Annotated in this window: 15 protein-coding genes, 4 tRNA genes and 2 rRNA genes; 20 read left to right on the forward strand and 1 reads right to left on the reverse strand. The window is 54.6% G+C overall.

The features are described 5' to 3' along the window. Window positions 1–183: 183 nt before the first annotated feature. From LF929_RS01055 to LF929_RS01140, 18 genes are all read left to right on the forward strand, one after another. Window positions 184–3,090: ribosomal RNA gene (locus LF929_RS01055) — 23S ribosomal RNA — on the forward strand. Between the two features lie 131 nt (window positions 3,091–3,221). Beyond that, window positions 3,222–3,337: ribosomal RNA gene (gene rrf / locus LF929_RS01060) — 5S ribosomal RNA — on the forward strand. A gap of 188 nt (window positions 3,338–3,525) precedes the next feature. Next, window positions 3,526–3,984, forward strand: a complete 459-nt coding sequence (gene tnpA, locus LF929_RS01065; protein WP_033570971.1) for an IS200/IS605-like element IS1541D family transposase — start codon at window positions 3,526–3,528, stop codon at window positions 3,982–3,984. Between the two features lie 286 nt (window positions 3,985–4,270). Continuing rightward, the gene (gene wecA, locus LF929_RS01070) at window positions 4,271–5,341 is read left to right on the forward strand and encodes a UDP-N-acetylglucosamine--undecaprenyl-phosphate N-acetylglucosaminephosphotransferase (RefSeq protein WP_226092834.1); all 1,071 of its coding nucleotides are present in this window, start codon (window positions 4,271–4,273) and stop codon (window positions 5,339–5,341) included. Window positions 5,342–5,392: 51 nt separating this feature from the next. After that, entirely contained in the window at window positions 5,393–6,421 is a 1,029-nt protein-coding gene (wzzE, locus tag LF929_RS01075) for an ECA polysaccharide chain length modulation protein (protein WP_226092830.1), read from the forward strand. 92 nt (window positions 6,422–6,513) lie between these two features. Beyond that, window positions 6,514–7,644 (forward strand): non-hydrolyzing UDP-N-acetylglucosamine 2-epimerase, encoded by a 1,131-nt coding sequence (wecB, locus tag LF929_RS01080; protein ID WP_226092829.1) that lies wholly within the window; start codon window positions 6,514–6,516, stop codon window positions 7,642–7,644. Further along, the gene (gene wecC, locus LF929_RS01085; RefSeq protein ID WP_038905936.1) at window positions 7,641–8,903 is read left to right on the forward strand and encodes a UDP-N-acetyl-D-mannosamine dehydrogenase; all 1,263 of its coding nucleotides are present in this window, start codon (window positions 7,641–7,643) and stop codon (window positions 8,901–8,903) included. The genes wecB and wecC overlap by 4 nt, the downstream gene beginning before the upstream one ends. Before the next feature lie 47 nt (window positions 8,904–8,950). Further along, the gene (rffC, locus tag LF929_RS01090; protein ID WP_019845865.1) at window positions 8,951–9,655 is read left to right on the forward strand and encodes a dTDP-4-amino-4,6-dideoxy-D-galactose acyltransferase; all 705 of its coding nucleotides are present in this window, start codon (window positions 8,951–8,953) and stop codon (window positions 9,653–9,655) included. 34 nt (window positions 9,656–9,689) lie between these two features. Beyond that, window positions 9,690–10,820 carry a dTDP-4-amino-4,6-dideoxygalactose transaminase gene (gene rffA / locus LF929_RS01095; protein WP_038909254.1) on the forward strand — a complete coding sequence of 377 codons (1,131 nt, stop codon included), beginning with the start codon at window positions 9,690–9,692 and terminating at the stop codon, window positions 10,818–10,820. Further along, window positions 10,820–12,070, forward strand: coding sequence for a lipid III flippase WzxE (gene wzxE / locus LF929_RS01100; RefSeq protein WP_226092828.1), 1,251 nt, complete (start codon window positions 10,820–10,822; stop codon window positions 12,068–12,070). Before rffA ends, wzxE begins: the two co-directional genes overlap by 1 nt. Further along, window positions 12,067–13,152, forward strand: coding sequence for a TDP-N-acetylfucosamine:lipid II N-acetylfucosaminyltransferase (locus LF929_RS01105; protein WP_226092827.1), 1,086 nt, complete (start codon window positions 12,067–12,069; stop codon window positions 13,150–13,152). The genes wzxE and LF929_RS01105 overlap by 4 nt, the downstream gene beginning before the upstream one ends. Next, window positions 13,145–14,485 carry an ECA oligosaccharide polymerase gene (gene wzyE / locus LF929_RS01110; RefSeq protein ID WP_226092826.1) on the forward strand — a complete coding sequence of 447 codons (1,341 nt, stop codon included), beginning with the start codon at window positions 13,145–13,147 and terminating at the stop codon, window positions 14,483–14,485. The genes LF929_RS01105 and wzyE overlap by 8 nt, the downstream gene beginning before the upstream one ends. Next, window positions 14,482–15,216 (forward strand): lipopolysaccharide N-acetylmannosaminouronosyltransferase, encoded by a 735-nt coding sequence (gene wecG / locus LF929_RS01115; RefSeq protein ID WP_038909251.1) that lies wholly within the window; start codon window positions 14,482–14,484, stop codon window positions 15,214–15,216. The genes wzyE and wecG overlap by 4 nt, the downstream gene beginning before the upstream one ends. A gap of 289 nt (window positions 15,217–15,505) precedes the next feature. Further along, the gene (locus LF929_RS01120) at window positions 15,506–16,900 is read left to right on the forward strand and encodes an amino acid permease (RefSeq protein WP_038909250.1); all 1,395 of its coding nucleotides are present in this window, start codon (window positions 15,506–15,508) and stop codon (window positions 16,898–16,900) included. Between the two features lie 146 nt (window positions 16,901–17,046). Continuing rightward, window positions 17,047–17,123: transfer RNA gene (locus LF929_RS01125), tRNA-Arg, on the forward strand. Between the two features lie 82 nt (window positions 17,124–17,205). Continuing rightward, window positions 17,206–17,281 (forward strand) — tRNA-His (locus tag LF929_RS01130). A gap of 19 nt (window positions 17,282–17,300) precedes the next feature. Then, window positions 17,301–17,386 (forward strand) — tRNA-Leu (locus LF929_RS01135). Between the two features lie 37 nt (window positions 17,387–17,423). Beyond that, a tRNA-Pro gene (locus LF929_RS01140) sits at window positions 17,424–17,500 on the forward strand. A 100-nt stretch (window positions 17,501–17,600) separates the two neighbouring features. Here the strand turns inward: LF929_RS01140 and LF929_RS01145 are convergent. Next, window positions 17,601–18,410 (reverse strand): amino acid ABC transporter substrate-binding protein, encoded by an 810-nt coding sequence (locus LF929_RS01145; protein WP_226092825.1) that lies wholly within the window; start codon window positions 18,408–18,410, stop codon window positions 17,601–17,603. Window positions 18,411–18,709: 299 nt separating this feature from the next. Between LF929_RS01145 and LF929_RS01150 the strand changes: the two genes are divergently transcribed. Then, a complete protein-coding gene (locus LF929_RS01150; protein WP_038909249.1) occupies window positions 18,710–19,783 on the forward strand; it encodes an iron-containing alcohol dehydrogenase family protein in 1,074 nt (357 codons plus the stop codon). 78 nt (window positions 19,784–19,861) lie between these two features. Next, window positions 19,862–20,200, forward strand: coding sequence for a nuclear transport factor 2 family protein (locus LF929_RS01155; protein WP_038909248.1), 339 nt, complete (start codon window positions 19,862–19,864; stop codon window positions 20,198–20,200). Window positions 20,201–20,484 lie beyond the last annotated feature (284 nt).

The following is a 20,484-nucleotide window of genomic DNA, read 5'->3' on the forward strand; positions in this document are numbered from 1 at the left end:
CAGTGGGTGAAAGGCACGGTCAACGCTAACCTAAAACTGATTAGAGATAGTCAGGTTTATGTTATCTGCTCTTTAACAATCCGGAACAAGCTGAAAAATTGAAACGACAGCATGTGAGTGAGAATTCATGTGTTGTTCGAGTCTCTCAAAATACTCATATCCCGAGACACTTTCGGGTTGTGAGGTTAAGCGACTAAGCGTACACGGTGGATGCCTAGGCAGTCAGAGGCGATGAAGGGCGTGCTAATCTGCGAAAAGCGTCGGCAAGGTGATATGAACCGTTATACCCGACGATACCCGAATGGGGAAACCCAGTGTGACTCGTCACACTATCATTAACTGAATCCATAGGTTAATGAGGCGAACCGGGGGAACTGAAACATCTCAGTACCCCGAGGAAAAGAAATCAACCGAGATTCCCCCAGTAGCGGCGAGCGAACGGGGAGGAGCCCAGAACCTGAATCGGCTTGTGTGTCAGTGGAAGCGTCTGGAAAGGCGCACGATACAGGGTGACAGTCCCGTACACGAAGATGCACAGGTTGTGAGTTCGATGAGTAGGGCGGGACACGTGGTATCCTGTCTGAACATGGGGGGACCATCCTCCAAGGCTAAATACTCCTGACTGACCGATAGTGAACCAGTACCGTGAGGGAAAGGCGAAAAGAACCCCGGCGAGGGGAGTGAAATAGAACCTGAAACCGTGTACGTACAAGCAGTGGGAGCACCTTTAGGGTGTGACTGCGTACCTTTTGTATAATGGGTCAGCGACTTATATTCTGTAGCAAGGTTAACCGAATAGGGGAGCCGCAGGGAAACCGAGTCTTAACTGGGCGTCTAGTTGCAGGGTATAGACCCGAAACCCGGTGATCTAGCCATGGGCAGGTTGAAGGTTGGGTAACACTAACTGGAGGACCGAACCGACTAATGTTGAAAAATTAGCGGATGACTTGTGGCTGGGGGTGAAAGGCCAATCAAACCGGGAGATAGCTGGTTCTCCCCGAAAGCTATTTAGGTAGCGCCTCGTGAATTCATCTTCGGGGGTAGAGCACTGTTTCGGCTAGGGGGCCATCCCGGCTTACCAACCCGATGCAAACTGCGAATACCGAAGAATGTTATCACGGGAGACACACGGCGGGTGCTAACGTCCGTCGTGAAGAGGGAAACAACCCAGACCGCCAGCTAAGGTCCCAAAGTCATGGTTAAGTGGGAAACGATGTGGGAAGGCCCAGACAGCCAGGATGTTGGCTTAGAAGCAGCCATCATTTAAAGAAAGCGTAATAGCTCACTGGTCGAGTCGGCCTGCGCGGAAGATGTAACGGGGCTAAAACCATGCACCGAAGCTGCGGCAGCGACACTTAGGTGTTGTTGGGTAGGGGAGCGTTCTGTAAGCCTGTGAAGGTGGCCTGTGAGGGCTGCTGGAGGTATCAGAAGTGCGAATGCTGACATAAGTAACGATAATGCGGGTGAAAAACCCGCACGCCGGAAGACCAAGGGTTCCTGTCCAACGTTAATCGGGGCAGGGTGAGTCGACCCCTAAGGCGAGGCTGAAAAGCGTAGTCGATGGGAAACAGGTTAATATTCCTGTACTTGGTGTTACTGCGAAGGGGGGACGGAGAAGGCTATGTCATCCGGGCGACGGTTGTCCCGGTTTAAGCGTGCAGGTGGGTGGACCAGGTAAATCCGGTCTGCTGTTAACACTGAGGCGTGATGACGAGGCACTACGGTGCTGAAGTGACAGATGCCCGGCTTCCAGGAAAAGCCTCTAAGCATCAGGTAACATTGAATCGTACCCCAAACCGACACAGGTGGTCAGGTAGAGAATACTCAGGCGCTTGAGAGAACTCGGGTGAAGGAACTAGGCAAAATGGTGCCGTAACTTCGGGAGAAGGCACGCTCCTGTTGGTGAAGTCCCTTGCGGATGGAGCTGAGGGGAGTCGCAGATACCAGCTGGCTGCAACTGTTTAATAAAAACACAGCACTGTGCAAACACGAAAGTGGACGTATACGGTGTGACGCCTGCCCGGTGCCGGAAGGTTAATTGATGGGGTTATCCGTAAGGAGAAGCTCTTGATCGAAGCCCCGGTAAACGGCGGCCGTAACTATAACGGTCCTAAGGTAGCGAAATTCCTTGTCGGGTAAGTTCCGACCTGCACGAATGGCGTAATGATGGCCAGGCTGTCTCCACCCGAGACTCAGTGAAATTGAACTCGCTGTGAAGATGCAGTGTACCCGCGGCAAGACGGAAAGACCCCGTGAACCTTTACTATAGCTTGACACTGAACCTTGAGCCTTGATGTGTAGGATAGGTGGGAGGCTTTGAAGTGTGGACGCCAGTCTGCATGGAGCCAACCTTGAAATACCACCCTTTAATGTTTGATGTTCTAACCTGGGCCCGTAATCCGGGCTGGGGACAGTGTCTGGTGGGTAGTTTGACTGGGGCGGTCTCCTCCCAAAGAGTAACGGAGGAGCACGAAGGTTAGCTAATCCTGGTCGGACATCAGGAGGTTAGTGCAAAGGCATAAGCTAGCTTGACTGCGAGAGTGACGGCTCGAGCAGGTGCGAAAGCAGGTCTTAGTGATCCGGTGGTTCTGAATGGAAGGGCCATCGCTCAACGGATAAAAGGTACTCCGGGGATAACAGGCTGATACCGCCCAAGAGTTCATATCGACGGCGGTGTTTGGCACCTCGATGTCGGCTCATCACATCCTGGGGCTGAAGTAGGTCCCAAGGGTATGGCTGTTCGCCATTTAAAGTGGTACGCGAGCTGGGTTTAGAACGTCGTGAGACAGTTCGGTCCCTATCTGCCGTGGGCGTTGGAAGATTGAGGGGGGTTGCTCCTAGTACGAGAGGACCGGAGTGAACGCACCGCTGGTGTTCGGGTTGTCATGCCAATGGCACTGCCCGGTAGCTACGTGCGGAAGAGATAACCGCTGAAAGCATCTAAGCGGGAAACTTGCCCCGAGATGAGTCTTCCCTGGGAACTAGATTCCCCTGAAGGGACGTTCGAGACGAGGACGTTGATAGGCTGGGTGTGTAAGCGTAGCGATACGTTGAGCTAACCAGTACTAATGACCCGAGAGGCTTAACCTTACAACACCGAAGGTGTTTTGGTGAGAGAGACAGAGACGAGATTTTAGCTTGTTCGAGGATTGGATGGCGTGGTGTAGCGATACACGGCGACATGAAGAATCAGGACGTTGAACAGACGTCGAAAGAATTTGCCTGGCGGCGAGAGCGCGGTGGTCCCACCTGACCCCATGCCGAACTCAGAAGTGAAACGCCGTAGCGCCGATGGTAGTGTGGGGTCTCCCCATGCGAGAGTAGGGAACTGCCAGGCATCAAACAAAGCGAAGGGCCCGGTCGAAAGACTGGGCCTTTTGTTGTCTATAGAAAACCCCCAGCTAGGCTGGGGGTTCCGTAAAGCTTCCAGCTTTGGGGCGGATATAAAAACCCCTTTTGATTTGTTAAAACACCTTGCGGTCTGGCAACTGCAATGGTCAAACAAGAAATCAAAAGGGGGTCCCAATGGGGGACGAAAAGAGCTTAGCGCACACTCGCTGGAACTGTAAATATCACATAGTTTTCGCACCCAAATACCGAAGACAGGTCTTCTACGGTGAGAAACGGCGTGTAGTAGGGAGTATCTTAAGAAAGCTGTGTGAATGGAAAAATGTGCAGATTCTGGAAGCAGAGTGCTGTGCTGATCACATACATATGCTTGTGGAGATCCCGCCGAAGATGAGTGTATCGAGCTTCATGGGGTATCTGAAAGGCAAAAGTAGCCTGATGCTCTATGAACAATTTGGTGATCTGAAATTCAAATATAGGAACAGGGAGTTTTGGTGCCGAGGGTATTATGTAGATACGGTGGGTAAAAATACATCGAAGATCCGGGACTACATAAAGCACCAACTGGAGCAGGATAAACTGGGCGAGCAGTTATCAATCCCATATCCAGGTAGCCCGTTTACGGGCCGTAAGTAACGGATTTGGATGCAAATGTCAGATTGCGATGCGCCTGTTAGGGCGCGGCTGGTAACAGAGCCTTATAGGCGCATATGAAAAACCTCCGGCTATGCCGGAGGATATTTATTTCTGTCTGTTCTGCCAGTCTTGCCTGCTTTCAATCCTGTGGCGCTAATGTGGGCAGAGCGCATCATGTTTTGTTACGTGAACGTGCAGGAACTTTCTGAAAAATTTGGTAAATTAGCCCCGGTTGGCATAATTCGCAGTAGTATCATCAGGCACTGATAAGCGTGAATGAATCATGATGAGTGCTCAATTAGTCGCCGTATTCCTGTGCTCTTTCTTCTCCCTGCTGCTGGCGCGTCATGTAGCGAGAAAAACCGGTCTGGTCGACAGACCAAACCACCGTAAGCGCCATCGTGGCGCGGTGCCACTGGTTGGCGGAATTTCTGTCTACGCCGGTGTTTGCCTGTTGCCGTTCTTCATTCCCGAGTTGATTCCCCATTTCCTGATTTACCTGCTGTGTGCGGGGTTGCTGGTGCTGGTTGGCGCACTGGACGATCGCTTTGACATCAGCATTGCTATCCGGGCTACGGCACAGGCGGTTGTCGCCATAATAATGATGGCGCTGGCCGGGCTGATGTTGCTGCGTCTGGGGTATATTCTGGGGCCGAACTGGGATATCGGACTGGGGGTGATGCGGTATCCCATGACGCTATTGGTGGTGTGGACGGCTATCAATGCTTTTAACATGGTGGATGGCATCGATGGTTTACTGGGCGGGTTGTCTGGCGTGCTGTTTGTCGGCTTGGGCGTTTTATTCTATCTCCACGGCAGCAACGCGCTGGCGTTTTGGAGTTTTGCCATGATTGCTGCCATCTTGCCGTATAGTCTGTTGAACCTTGAATGCCTCGGCCGACGTTATAAGGTTTTCATGGGCGATGCGGGTAGTACCCTGATGGGGTTTACCGCCATCTGGCTACTGCTGCAAGGCTCTCAGGGGCCGGAGAGTGCTATCCGGCCGGTAACGGCATTGTGGGTTATTGCCATTCCACGGATGGATATGGTGGCGATTGTCTATCGCCGGTTGCGCAAAGGCTCAAATCTGTTTTCGCCGGATCGCCAGCATATCCATCATCTGCTGATGCGTGCCGGATTGACTTCCCGTCAGGCGTGTCTGTTGATTACACTGGCCGCCGCGTTACTGGCGGGCATGGGGATTGCCGGTGAATGGTTAGCGATTCCCGAGTACATGATGTTTGTGCTGTTTTTGCTGGTATTTGGTGGTTATGGCTACTGCATTAAGAGAGCGTGGCGAGTGGCGCGCGTTGTCCGGCGTATTCAGCGTTACTGGCGCAATCATCGCTATTGTTGATAAATCAAGTGTTGATAAATCAAGTGTTGATAAATCGAATCGGGAAACACAATGAAACCGGAAAGCTCACCCCAGGCGGTGTCGTTGGATAATGAACTGGATATTCGCCAGCTCTGCCGGGTGTTATGGCAGGGTAAGGGCTGGATTGTTGGCTCAGCAGCGTTACTGGCACTGCTGGCGCTGGTGTATTCCTGGTTGGCTCAACCGGTGTGGCGCGCGATGGCAGTAACGGATAAACCGGCGGTTGCGATGCTATCGACGTTTTTTGAACAGCAGCAGTGGCTGCGCTCGCTGGATGCATCGTCAACGGTGGTGCCGGATGGCAGTACTATCGTGGCGGATGCCTATACCGAGTTTACTCTGCAGGCCGCCGCCTACGACACCCGGCGCGAGTTTTGGCTACAGTCGCCGTATTACCGTGAGCGTCGAAAAGACGACAACAAGGCAGATGCCGTCCTGCTGGATACGCTTATCAACGATATCCAGTTTATACCGCACGATGAGGCTAAAAAAACCAACGATACCCTTAAGCTGGCGGCTGACAATCCGCAAGACGCCAGTAACCTGTTGCGACAATATATACAGTTTGCCAACCAGCGTGCCGTCAATCATCTGAATCAAAACCTGGCGGGAAACTGGGAAGCACGTATTCGGTTTGAGCGTAGCTGGCTGCAACGCGAGGACGCGGTTGCCCGTGTGGCGTATGACCAGGAGCTACGGCGCGTGACGCAGGCACTGGCTATCGCCCGCCAGCAGGGCATCACGCAGCCGAAGCATGATGCGCCCTCCGATTCGGTATTATTTCTACAAGGCTCGGCCTGGTTACAGGCACGTCTGGAGATGCTGAAGGTCAATGGCCCGGCATTCGATGCGGATTACGCACCGCGTCAGGCCGTACTGGCGATGCTGGAAAGCGGTCCGGCGCTGGCGGACAGGTTTCATACTTACCGCTATCTGCATACGCCGCAAGAGCCTGTGCATCGCGACAGTCCACGCCGTAATCTTCTGCTACTGATGTGGGGCAGCATCGGGCTGGTGATGGGTGCCGGACTGGCGCTGGCGCGGCGTCGGCGTGATTAAATGTTCAGCGTGTTGATAGCGCGGTGGGCCAGTCACCCCTGTTTTACCGTGGCGGCAGACCGTAACTCAGGCCGGAATAAAGAGAGTCATCAGTGAAAGTTTTGACGGTCTTTGGCACTCGCCCTGAAGCGATAAAGATGGCACCGATAATACGAGCGATGGCTCAGGATGCCTGCTTTGAATCTTACGTCTGCGTGACGGCGCAGCATCGTGACATGCTGGATCAGGTACTGCGTCTGTTTGAGATTACGCCTGACTATGATCTCAATATTATGCAGCCGGATCAGGGGCTGGTGGAGATTTCCTCTCGTATTCTTGCAGGATTAGGGCCGGTATTGACCCAACTTCAGCCCGACCTGATGCTGGTGCACGGTGATACCACCACAACGCTGATGGCAAGCCTGGCAGGGTTTTATCACCGTATCCCGGTCGCTCATGTCGAGGCCGGGCTGCGTACCGGCACATTGTCTGCTCCATGGCCTGAAGAAGCGAATCGCCTGCTGACGGGTAGCCTGGCGACCTACCACTTTGCGCCGACGGCTAACGCACGGCAGAACCTGCGACGTGAACACGTGCCGTCTTCACGCATCTGGGTGACAGGGAATTCTGTGATTGATGCATTATTCTGGGTACGGGATCGCATCCTCCATGATGCGGCATTGTGTGCTCAGTTGCAGGAGAAGTACGCTTTTCTCACGCCGGAGCGAAAAATAGTGCTGGTCACCAGCCATCGGCGCGAGAGCTTTGGTGAGGGGATGGAGCGGATTTGTCATGCGCTGGCGACGCTTGCCCACCATCATTCGAATATTCAGATTGTGTATCCGGTGCACCGTAACCCACATGTGCGGGAGCCGGTCCAGCGTATTCTGGGCGATATCGATAATGTGCATCTGATAACGCCGCAGGACTATTTGCCTTTCGTTTATTTGATGCACCGTGCCTGGCTGATCCTGACCGATTCAGGCGGGATCCAGGAAGAAGCCCCTTCGCTCGGAAAACCGGTACTGGTGATGCGGGAAACCACTGAGAGACCGGAAGCGTTGGCGGCGGGTACGGTACGGCTGGTGGGCACCGATACCGCGACGATTGTTCGTGAAGTTTCCCGACTGCTGACGGATACGTCTGCGTATCAGGCGATGAGCTATGCCCATAACCCTTACGGCGATGGGTTAGCCAGTCAGCGCATTCTTTCTGTTTTGAAACAACACCGGGTGACTGCATGAGTTTTAACCGTATCTGTGTGCTGGGGCTGGGATACATCGGCCTGCCGACTGCCGCCGTGTTGGCGGCGCGACAACAGTCTGTTTTTGGCGTGGATGTGAACCCGCACGTGGTGGAGACGGTCAGGCAAGGCCATACTCATATTGCGGAGCCGGGGCTGGCGCAGACGCTGCAACAGGCGGTAGCGCAAGGCTATCTACAGGTTGGCAGTCGTCCGGTACCGGCGCAGGTGTTTATCATCGCGGTGCCGACACCGCTAAAGGCTGACCATCAACCCGATGTGTCGCTGGTGCAAGCCGCTGCGTTATCGTTGGCACCGGTATTGAAGCCGGGGGATGTGGTGATTCTGGAGTCCACCTCGCCGGTCGGCACCACGGAGCACATGGCGGAGTGGCTGGCGCAGGCACGCCCGGACCTGAGCTTTCCTCAACAGGCTGGTGTTGCGTCGGACATCCGTATTGCTTATTGCCCTGAGCGGGTATTGCCCGGCCGCATTATGGAGGAGTTGCTCAGCCACGAGCGGGTGATTGGTGGTATGACGCCGCGTTGCTCGGCACGAGCCAGCGAGCTGTATCGCCTTTTCCTCAAGGGGGAGTGTGTGATGACGGACTCACGTACCGCAGAGATGTGCAAACTGACGGAAAACAGCTTTCGTGATGTGAATATTGCCTTTGCCAATGAGTTATCGCGGATTTGTGCTGAGCAACAGATCAATGTCTGGGAGCTGATCCGACTGGCCAACCGTCACCCGCGGGTCACTATTTTGCAGCCGGGGCCGGGGGTTGGCGGCCACTGTATCGCGGTTGACCCTTGGTTTATCGTGGCGCAGCACCCACAGCAGGCACGCCTGATTCGTACCGCGCGTGAAGTGAATGACGACAAACCGCGTTGGGTGGTGGATCAGGTCAAAATCAGGGTGGCGGATGCGCTGGTTCAGGGAGGGAAATCGGCCCGAGATCTGTGCATCGCCTGTCTGGGGCTGGCATTTAAGCCGGATGTGGAGGACCTTCGCGAGAGCCCTGCACTGGCGATTGCGGAGCAGATTGCACAATGGCATGTCGGCCCAACCTGGGTGGTTGAGCCTTATATCCGGCAGTTACCACCGGGTTTACTGGGAAAAGCGGCGCTGGTGGATAGCGATCGCGCGCTAAAGGAAGCGGATATGCTGGTGTTACTGGTTGATCACCGGCAGTTCAGGGCGATTGCCCCTGAGCAGGTAGCGCAACGTTGGGTGGTGGACACCAAAGGCGTCTGGCGGTAAAGCGGCGTTGGTGGCCTCTGTTGATTCTGCGTTAACCGGAGTGGCCTATGCCTGTTTGTGCTGAAATTGAACCGCTGGTTTGGGAAAGTGAGTTTTTCCAACGTATCTGTGGGCGCTTAAGTTTCACCGACATCGCGCCGCCGTTAGTGCCCGCTGATCTCGATCGCTATGAGCTATGCCAGGCGAAACTGGCGGCAGGTGATTTGCCGACGGCCGATGCCCTGTCAGAACTGGGATTTCGGCTGGCAGAAGGTGAAGTAGATTTCAGTATGCCGGTCGTCCCTGCCGCCCGCGCGGTGTTTGCCGTGGGCGTGCGCGATGCCGACGTCGGCGATATCCCAGCGTTGCGGGCGGCGGCGGCAAAAAGTTTTGTGCTGAGCCGTTTTCGCTCGCCGTGGTATCGACCGGATGACTGCGGGCGTTTTTACGCCCGTTGGGTGGAAAAGGCAGTCTACGGTACCTTTGATGATGCTTGTCTGGTACTGGGGGCGCAAGGCGGGCCGTTACAAGGTTTTGTGACGTTACGCCAGACATCACCCACTGCGGCGCGCATTGGCGTGTTATCCGCCTGGCCAGGCATGACCGGGCAAGGGATTGGCCAGCGATTGATGCAGGTCGCGCGGGTCTGGTGCCAGCAGCGCGGGATTCGTCGGCTGACGGTGGCGACCCAGACCAGCAACCTGGCGGCATTACGGCTCTATCTGCGCAGTGGCGCACGGGTGGAGAGCACCGCCTACTGGTTTTATCGATGAAGGTTCGACGGATGAAGACCCTGCGGGTGACGAGATGATTCCTTTTAACGCCCCCCCAGTAGTGGGATCGGAGCTGGAGTATATGCAGGCGGCGATGCGCAGCGGCAAGCTCAGTGGCGACGGCGCGTTTACCCACCGTTGTCAGCAGTGGCTGGAGGACTACTCCGGCAGTGACAAGGTTCTGTTGACGCCTTCTTGTACCGCGTCGCTGGAAATGGCGGCGTTATTGCTGAATATCCAGCCCGGCGATGAAGTCATCATGCCGAGCTATACCTTCGTTTCCACCGCCAATGCGTTTGTGTTGCGTGGTGCGACCATTGTGTTTGTCGATATCCGACCGGATACCCTCAATCTGGATGAAAACGGCCTTGAAGCGGCGATCACCGCGAAGACACGCGCTATCGTTGTGGTGCATTACGCGGGGGTCGGTTGCGATATGAACGCTATCATGGCGCTGGCGCAGCGGTATGGATTGTTTGTGGTGGAGGATGCCGCGCAGGGGATGATGTCGCACTATCAGGACCGGCCACTGGGCGCTATCGGCCATATCGGTTGCTTTAGTTTCCATGAAACCAAGAATTACACCGCCGGTGGTGAAGGCGGGGCGACGCTGATTAATGATCCTGAACTGTCGGCACGTGCCGAGATTATCCGTGAGAAAGGCACCAACCGCAGCCAATTCTTTCGTGGTCAGGCAGATAAGTACACCTGGCGCGATATCGGCTCCAGCTATCTGATGGCGGAGATTCAGGCGGCGTACCTGTGGGGGCAGTTGGAGGCAGCACAGCGCATCCATGAACGGCGTGTGTTGTTATGGCAGCGCTATGCCCATGCGTTCGCGCCGCTGGCGGCATCAGGCCGTGTGACATTGCCGGTGATCCCGCCAGCGTGCCGCCACAACGGCCATCTGTTTTTCCTGCGTTTGCGGGATGAAGCGGAGCGCTCGGCATTTATCAGCCATATGAAAGCCGCGGACATACTGGCGGTCTTCCATTACATTCCGTTGCACTCCAGCCCTGCAGGGCGTCAGTTTGGCCGCTTTGTCGGTGACGATCGGCATACAACGCGAGAAAGCGAACGGCTGGTGCGTTTGCCGCTGTTCTACAACTTGTCTGATGCTGATCAGCGCACCGTCATCCATGCCGCGCTGAGTTTCTTTTCCTGATGTCACTGGCGCGAGCATCGCTGTGGACGGCAGCTTCCACGCTGGTCAAAATCGGCACAGGGCTGGTGATTATCAAACTGCTGGCGGTGGCATTTGGCACGGAAGGTGTCGGGCTTGCTGGTAACTATCGGCAGTTGATTACCGTGCTGGGGGTGATGGCGGGCGCGGGGATTGTCAACGGCGTTACCCGTGCGGTGGCTGCCGCGCCGCCTGATTCTGACCGCGCCAGCCCGCTGCTGGGAACGGCGGTATCGCTGTCGATGGGTTTCTCATTGTTGCTGGCGTTGTCGCTATGGTTGCTGTCTGCGCCGCTATCGCGCTTGTTGTTTGGCGATGACACCTATCAGCCGGTCATTCGTGCACTGGCTTGTCTGCAACTGGGGATCGCGCTGGCCAGCCTGCTGCTGGCGATACTGAAAGGGTATCAGGATGCGCCAGGCAACGCGCTGGCGGTGATAGCGGGTAGCCTGCTGGGTGTGGTCGCCTACGGTATAAGTTTCTGGCTGGGGGCCTATACCGGGGCGTTGGTCGGACTGGCGTTGGTACCGGCATTAGCCTGTTTACCCGCATTGCTGTTGTTACTTCGGCGCACGCCATTACGTTTGCGAGCACTTACTCCATGCTGGTCGTGGCCGCTGGCTGGTCAGTTAACCCGGTTTAGCTTAATGACGTTGATAACCGCGGTGACGATGCCGGTAGGCTATGTGATGATGCGAAACCTGCTGGCCGCTCATTACACCTGGCAGGAGGTCGGGCTATGGCAGGGGATGACGACCATTTCCGATGCCTGGCTGCAGTTTATTACCGCATCCTTTAGCGTTTATCTGTTGCCGACGCTGGCGCGTTTGCAGGATAAACACGCCGTCCGGCATGAGATTTTTAGTACCTTGCGATTTGTACTGCCGGTCGCGGTATTCGTGGCTTTGGTTATCTGGTTGATGCGTGATGTGGCGATTCACATCCTGTTCTCGGGGGCATTTTCGACCATGCGTAGCCTGTTTGCATGGCAACTGGCGGGCGATGTTTTGAAAGTGGGCGCTTACGTCTTTGGGTATCTGGTGGTGGCCAGAGCGTCGCTGCGGTTTTATGTGCTGGCTGAACTTAGTCAGTTTTTGTTGTTGACCGGATTTGCCCGCTGGCTGATTCCATTGCATGGCGCGTTGGGTGCCGCACAGGCGTATCTGGCAACCTATGCGCTCTATTTTTTGTTGTGTTGCGGCGTTTTCATGCTGTATTGCAGGCGTGCATGACCACACTTATTCATGTCCTGGGGGCGGATATTCCCCACCATAACCACACGGTGCTGCGTTTCTTTAATGATACGCTCGCGCCGTCGTTGCCATTGCACCAGTCCCACCGGTTTATGGTGGTGTCGACGAAGGCGCTCTCTGAGTCTGATTACCCCATGTTGTATATCACTCGGTTTTCCAGCCAGAGAGCGCTGGCGCGAGCAGTGGTCGCGCAGGCGCGGGCAGAGAGCTCCGTCCGTTTCTTTTTTCACGGCCAGTTTAACCCGTGGGTGTGGCTGGCGTTGCTGTTCGGCGCTATCCGCCCGGCGCAAGCCTACTGGCATATCTGGGGGGCGGATATGTATGAAGAGGCCCAGGGCTGGCGTTATCGCTGGTTTTACCGCCTGCGGCGGCTGGCGCAACGGCGGGTCGCCCGGGTGTTCGCCACACGCGGCGATATCGACTATTTTCGGCAGCGTTATCCGGCTGCGGCGACGTCACTGCTCTATTTCCCCACCCGGATGGGTCAACAGGTTGCGCTGGCACATGAGAACGTGCCGGGTACGCCGCTGACCATTCTGGTCGGTAATTCTGGTGACCGCAGTAACCGTCATCTGGCGGCGCTTGATGCTATTCATCGCCAGTTTGGCTCGCAGGTGCGAGTGATCGTACCGATGGGGTATCCGGCCGGAAATCATCGCTGGATTGAGCAGGTCGAACAGCATGGGGTGGCGCTGTTCGGTGCAGACCGTTGCCGGGTGCTGCGTGAATCACTGGCGTTTGATGAGTATCTGGCGCTACTGAAAACCTGCAGTCTGGGCTACTTTCTGTTTCATCGTCAGCAGGGGATTGGCACCCTGTGTTTGCTCATCCAACTGGGGGTGCCGTTTGTTATCAGCCGCCACAATCCATTTCGGCAGGATTTGGCGGAGCAGCATCTGCCGGTATTGCTGGATGATGAACCACTGAGCGAAGCCCGCGTGCGCGAGGCGCGCGAACAGCTAAAACGGGTGGATACCCGGCAGATTGCATTTTTCAGTCCTGGCTATGAACAGGGGTGGCGACAGGCGCTGGCGTTAGCCGCGGGGGACAGCCATGACTGAGTGGGCGTTTTTCGGGTTGTGGCTGGTCTGGCTGGGAGGCGGTGGCATGGTGCTCTGGCTCTGTGGGCGAGAGTTCCGCCGCTGGCGCTTTAACTTCAATGTGTTGTTTTCGCTGCTGTACTTACTGACGTTCTATTTTGGCTTTCCGTTGACGGCCGTGTTGGCGTTTCGCTTCGGTGTGGAAACGGCGTCACCGCTGAATTTATTGCAGGCGCAACTGTCCGCGACAGCGTTTTATGCCATTTATTATGTCAGTTATAAAACCCGGCTGTGGCCTGCTTCGCCGGTATCTCGTCCTTCGCCGTTAACCATGACACGTCTGGAGGTGGGGTTGACCAGTGGGCTGCTGGCGCTGGTCGCGCTATCAACCGCTGCCGTGTTCTTTGCCAACAACGGCCTGCTGCTGTTCAAACTCAGTTCGTATAGCCAGATTTTCTCGCGCGATGTTATCGGCGTCGCCCTGAAACGCTTCTTCTATTTTTTTATTCCCGCCATGCTGATGTGGTATTTCCTGCACCAGACCCGACGCGCCTGGCTGATTTTTCTGTTGGCGACGGTGACATTTGGTGGGCTGACGTACCTGCTGGTGGGCGGGACTCGCGCCAATATCATTATTGCCTTCGCCCTGTTTTTGTTTATCGGCCTGCAACGTGGCTGGATTACGGTGTGGATGCTGATAGCCGCAGGCGGTAGCGGGATAGTGGCGATGTTTTGGCTGGCACTGAAACGCTACGGGCTGGATGTGCACGGTGACGAGGCGTTTTACACCTTCTTGTATCTGACGCGTGACACCTTCTCCCCCTGGGAAAATCTGGCCACATTGTGGCAGCACCTCGACGAGATTACCTTGCAGGGGCTGGCACCCATCGTGCGGGATTTTTATGTTTTTATTCCCACCTGGTTGTGGCCGGAGCGACCGGCACTGGTGTTGAACAGTGCCAACTATTTCACCTGGGAAGTGCTGAATTACCACGCCGGTCTGGCGATATCGCCGACGCTGCTCGGCTCCTTGTTGATCATGGGAGGGCCGCTGCTGATCCCGCCAGGTGCCGTCGCCATCGGGCTGCTCATCAAGGGATTTGACCGTCTTTACCATTACGGCAGACAGGCCGAAAATCGCTATCTGTCCGCCGTATCGCAGGCATTTTGTTTTGGCGCGGTGTTTAATCTGATTGTGCTGGTGCGTGAGGGGGTTGATGCCTTTGTCTCACGGGTGGTGTTTTTCTGCCTGATTTTTGCCGCCAGCCTGTTTGTTGCCAAGTTGCTGTATTGGCTGCTGCTGCGTGCTGGTGCGGTGGTGAGTCGCCCCCTGTTTGAAGGAGACGTGGAATGAATGATGTGCCGCACTATGTTATTCGCGGCATCCCGGTGCATGGGTTTCGGGATAAGGCGCAGTGTGTCTCGATACTGTTTGCGGGTGGTTCACCGCAAGCAGGCACGCTGATTGCCATTAATGCCGAGAAGGTACTGGCGGCGGATCGCGAGGCGACATTGCGTGAGCTGATGTTGCAGGAAGGGCATTGTAACTATGCCGATGGTATCAGCGTGGTGCGTTCTATTCGCCGCAAGTATCCGCTTGCGCAAGTGGAACGTATCGCCGGTGCCGATCTCTGGGAGGCACTGATGCAGCGTGCCGGTGAGTTGGGTACACCGGTGTTTTTGCTGGGAGGAAAGCCGTCGGTGCTGGCTGCAACCGAGCGCAAGTTGCGAGAGCAGTGGCAAGTTAACATCGTGGGTACGCAGGATGGCTATTTTGCGCCGCAGCAGCGACAGGCAGTACTGGAACGTGTGCGTGATAGTGGCGCCCAACTGGTGACGGTAGCACTGGGGTCTCCCCGCCAGGAATTATTGATACGCGATTGCCGCCAGTTATACCCCACAGCCCTCTATATGGGCGTCGGCGGCACTTATGATGTGTTTACCGGTCTGGTCAAACGAGCCCCGCTGGTGTGGCAACGCCATGGGGTGGAGTGGTTGTATCGTTTATTGACGCAACCCAGCCGCTTTCGCCGTCAGCTCAAGCTGTTGCGCTATCTGGCCTGGCATATCAGCGGTAGACTGTAGACGCGGCTTATCGCGGTATCAGTCTGGCGTTTTCTGTGAGTCATCCCACTTTTTTCCCAGCTTTATCGTTGCGATCAAGGTCTGGCCGCGCTGTTTATTTCATCATGTCTGGGTACAGGAAAGGTAGGAATCCGGTTTGCATTGCGGTATCTTCTCGGCCGTTTTTCCGGTCGGGAGACTGTCGTGCCTTGCCGGGAGCGTGTCGGTATCCCCTTTAAAGCATGGCGGGTATAAAACAATAACGCTTTTGATACCGGCGTAAAAAGGATCTATTGAAGACAGAGGTTATATGGCAAATACAGAAAAACAGGACAAGCTCCACCGTGGGCTGGAAGCGCGACATATCGAGCTTATCGCGCTGGGTGGCACCATCGGTGTGGGGTTGTTCATGGGGGCGGCAAGCGCCCTGAAATGGGCTGGGCCGTCCGTGCTGTTGGCCTATATCGTGGCGGGCGTGTTTGTATTCTTCATCATGCGCTCAATGGGCGAGATGTTGTTTCTGGAACCGGTAACCGGTTCGTTTGCGGTTTATGCGCATAATTACCTGCATCCGTTCTTTGGCTATCTCACGGCCTGGGGATACTGGTTTATGTGGATGGCGGTGGGGATTTCAGAAATTACCGCCGTCGGCGTCTACGTGCAGTACTGGTTCCCGACGTTGCCGCAGTGGATACCGGCGATCGGCGCGGTGGCGCTGGTGGCAGCCGCGAATCTGGCGGCGGTGCGGCTGTATGGTGAGCTTGAGTTCTGGTTCTCGATGATCAAGATAACTACCATTGTGGTGATGATAGTGGTGGGTGTCGGGATTATTTTCTTTGGGATTGGCAACCACGGCCAGTCTATCGGATTGACTAATCTGACCGAACACGGCGGCTTCCTGGCTGGCGGCTGGAAAGGCGTGTTGTTTGCGCTCTGTCTGGTGGTGGCATCCTATCAGGGGGTTGAGCTGGTCGGGATTACCGCTGGCGAAGCGCGTAATCCGCAGGTGACGCTGAAACGGGCTATCAATAACATCCTGTGGCGTATCCTGATTTTCTATGTCGGTGCCATTTTCGTGATCGTCACGATTTTCCCGTGGAATGAAATCGGCACATCCGGTAGCCCGTTTGTGCTGACCTTCTCCAAGATCGGCATTACCGCTGCCGCGGGTATTATCAACTTTGTGGTGCTGACCGCGGCGTTGTCTGGTTGCAACAGCGGTATGTATAGCTGTGGGCGTATGCTGTATTCGCTGTCTAACAACCGTCAGTTACCGGCGGCGTTAGGGCGGGTAACCGCAGGTGGTGTGCCTGCTGTTGGGGTGCTGGTGTCGATTCTGTGTCTGGTGGCGGGGTCTGCGCTGAATTACATTATCCCTAACCCGGAAAAAGTGTTCGTGTATGTCTATAGCGCCAGCGTACTGCCGGGTATGATCCCCTGGTTTGTGGTGCTGATTAGCCAGTTACGTTTCCGTCAGCAGCATCAGGCGGCGATCGCTGGTCACCCGTTTAAGTCTATTTTGTTCCCGTGGGTGAATTACCTGACGATGGCATTCCTTCTCTGTGTGCTGGTTGGGATGTACATTAACGAAGACACGCGGATGTCGCTGGTGGTCGGTGGTATTTTCCTGGCGGCGGTCAGTGTGCTTTACGTTGTGTTGGGGCTGGGTAAAAAACAGCCGCAAATGCAGGCACAAGCGGAGTAATCGCAGCGAACAGCGGGTGGTGACGGTGGATGAACCGGGTTTTGACCGTAAATGAGCAAAGCATAAGCAAACGCATCATTTCTGTGAAAAAAGCACTGGACAGCCCCCTATTAAATCCGTACTATCCCCACCCGCAACGGCGCTACGCGCCCGTAGCTCAGCTGGATAGAGCGCTGCCCTCCGGAGGCAGAGGTCTCAGGTTCGAATCCTGTCGGGCGCGCCATTAGATTGGGCGCGGGAGCTGCGGAGGTACTTATTACCCCGTAAATCGAGTACCGGAATACGTAGTAAAGCAGTGGTATATGGTGGCTATAGCTCAGTTGGTAGAGCCCTGGATTGTGATTCCAGTTGTCGTGGGTTCGAGTCCCATTAGCCACCCCAAATTTTAAGTTTGTGACGCGCGAAGGTGGCGGAATTGGTAGACGCGCTAGCTTCAGGTGTTAGTGTCCTCAGGACGTGAGGGTTCAAGTCCCTCTCTTCGCACCACACAAACGAAAATAGCAGTACCGTGTTAGACCATGATCGGCGAGTAGCGCAGCTTGGTAGCGCAACTGGTTTGGGACCAGTGGGTCGGAGGTTCGAATCCTCTCTCGCCGACCATCCTATTCTAAAGAAGCGGCAGTCCAGACGGACTGCCGTTTTTTTTGCTTTTAACACTGAGAATGCTATAAAAAACGTCGTGGTCGGGGTGACAAGTCACTTATTCCGCTTTACTGCTTTCCAGCACCTTATCGCTGCCGAAATATTTCTCTGCCAACGCTTTTAGCTGACCGTTCTGACGCAGTTCCTGCAGCTGTTGGTTAAATTCCGCCAGTAATTTATTACCCTCCGGAGTCTTGGCAAACGGGAAGGAGACTTGTTCGTTGGAGATGGGGTTACCGACCAGTTTTAGCGGCAAGTGACGTTTGTTAATTTCTGCCAGCAGGATAGGGCGTGAGTTGACGTAGCCCTGGACACGGTTATTGATAACATCACTCATCGCACCATCGCGAGTTTCGTAGGTGCGAATGGTGACGTCATTATTGGGGAACGCGTTGCGCAGATTGGTGACATGGGTAGACCCCAGCACGCCAGACACCGTTTTACCTTTTAGGTCGTCCAGAGATTGAATGTCTTTGTTGTTAATGCTGGTGACGATTTGCGATGCGTAGTTGAGATACGTGTTGGTGAAGTCGTACTTTTTCTGGCGCTCGGTTGTTTTCACAAAATTATTGGCGACCGTATCCAGTTTTCCTGCTTCCAACTGGCCCAGCAATCCGCTGAAATCAGCGGTGGTCCAGGCTATCTGATAACCCAGTTTGTGAGCGATGGTTTCTGCTACTTCCACATCATAACCCACTAACGTGCCGTTCTCTTTATAAGAACCCGGGTAACTTTGCCCCGTGGTACCCACGCGTAGCACGTTGTTCTGTGTCTGTGTGCTCGTGTTGTTATCACAGCCGTTCAACAGCACGGCTGCAAGGGCAGGGAATAGCGCGGCGCTGAGGTAGCGAGTCAGTCGGGTTCTCATTATGAATTCCTGTATGAATATTCCTGGTTTGGATCAGGTCTGATAGCGGTATATGTCGCAACGTACTCATCAACTCTGGGGGGGTATGACAGACGAAAAAAGCGGGATAAGGAGTAACAGCGGTGATGAATCGTTGGTTGCGGGGAATACTATATCATTCAAAATAAAGGGAAATTTATACCATCACGTTATATCTTATCATTATTTGAACGGTTACACCGTACAGGCAGCATTTTACTATTATGTTCTGCAAGCTGTGCTTATGGGTTGGTACAGCATAGGGACATCAAGGAATTACCGTGTTTGCCATAAAATCTCCCGGGGTCTATCACCATCAGTCAGGTTTACTGTCACGCATTGGTGAGCTCATTGCGCCGTTTTCGCATCGCATCGCTGTATTAACCAGCCCGCGAGCCTGGGACGCCGTGCGAAGCTCGCTGTCCGAGAGTTTGGCGAAGGCTGACGTACAATGTGTTGTGCATCTGTTGGAAGGTGAATGCACGCGCGATGCTATCGCATACCATCGGCATCAAATTGCTCAACAGGGTGTTCATTTTGTGTTGGGTGTTGGTGGTGGCCGAGTAATGGACTGCGCCAAAGCGGTTGCTGATGGGTTAGACAATGGTCAGGTTGCGACGTTGCCGACGATTGCTGCCACCTGTGCTGCCTGGTCTCCTATCAGTATTTTGTATGATGAGCAGGGCAGGCATCAGGGAACACTGGTATTACAGCGTATACCCGAGATGGTGCTGGTGGACAGCGATGTGATTGCCCGTAGCGATGTGCGCTACCTGAAAGCTGGGATCGTGGATGCCCTTGCCAAATGGTACGAATTTCAACCCTATCTGGCGAAAAACAGCGATAATCTGGCGTTGAACCTTAAAATACAGGCAGCGGCGCTGGCGAAGGACACCTTTGAACAATGGGGAGAACAGGCTTTGTATGACAATGCAGAGCAGCGTGTCACGCGAGCCTTACAAAAGGTGATCGATGCCAATATTGCCTTGGCAGGTCTGGCTAACAGTATGCGTGATGATTCACCATCACCTGGCGTAGCCCACGCGATTCATAATCGCATGACACACGTTCCTGAGCTGCATGACTGGCTACACGGCGAGAAAGTAGGATTCGGATTACGTGTACAGTCCCTGTTGGCGCGTGGTGACGGCTCGGTTGAACCCGATTTGCTGGCACACTTACAGCGTTATGATGCTCCTGCGCATTTGCCGGTAGCGGAGGCACGCTATGCCGAACTGGCAGAGACGTTGTCTGAAACATTTAAATTCCCCAAAGACAGTGCCGTGTTACTGCCATTTTCGCTCGCACCAGAGGCGATTCGGCACGCTGTGCTTGCGACGCAGTACCGCGTCTGATTTGCTTTTTATACCTGACTGCTGTATCTCTTTGTGTGAATTTTTATTCATTAAATTTGCATTTAAATGGAGTTAAGCATGTCAATTGTCGAACCGGTCGAAAAACAGTTTGCCGCTTATAACGCCCATGATTTAGCCGCCTTTTCTGCCTGTTTCCATGCGCATTTCCGGGCGTACCGTATGCCATCGGAAAGCCCGTCCATGGTAGGGAAAGCGGCATTGGAGGCGTTTTATCGCGACCACCGTTTTAATAACCCCGCGCTGCGTGCTGAACTGGTTTCTCGTACTGTACTGGGTAATCAAGTTTTTGATCATGAAAAGATTTACGGCCTGGGTCCTGATGCGCTCGAAAGTATCGCCGTGTTTGAAGTTAGCGATGGTTTGATTACGACCGCATGGTTCTATTTCGCGTCGTAGCCGTTTTTGTTGTTGTTTTTGTCACCATCCCCGCAGAACCACGCCTCTCGGTGTGTTTATGCGGGTGTCATGCTCCGCTCTGGTGAGCCAATGAATGACGATCGCGAACACATCGTTATGTCACAACGCGCGCCCGCCCTGCTCTCCACCCATCTGATTTGTTCTTAAGACGATTTATTTGCAAGACAAATAATCACCAAAGAAATCATAAAACAATAAAGAATATGTTAGATCGATCGCGTATATAGGCACGAATATTGCCAGTGATATAGTTTTCGACAAAT

Source organism: Dickeya oryzae, from assembly GCF_020406815.2.
Taxonomy (GTDB): domain Bacteria; phylum Pseudomonadota; class Gammaproteobacteria; order Enterobacterales; family Enterobacteriaceae; genus Dickeya; species Dickeya oryzae.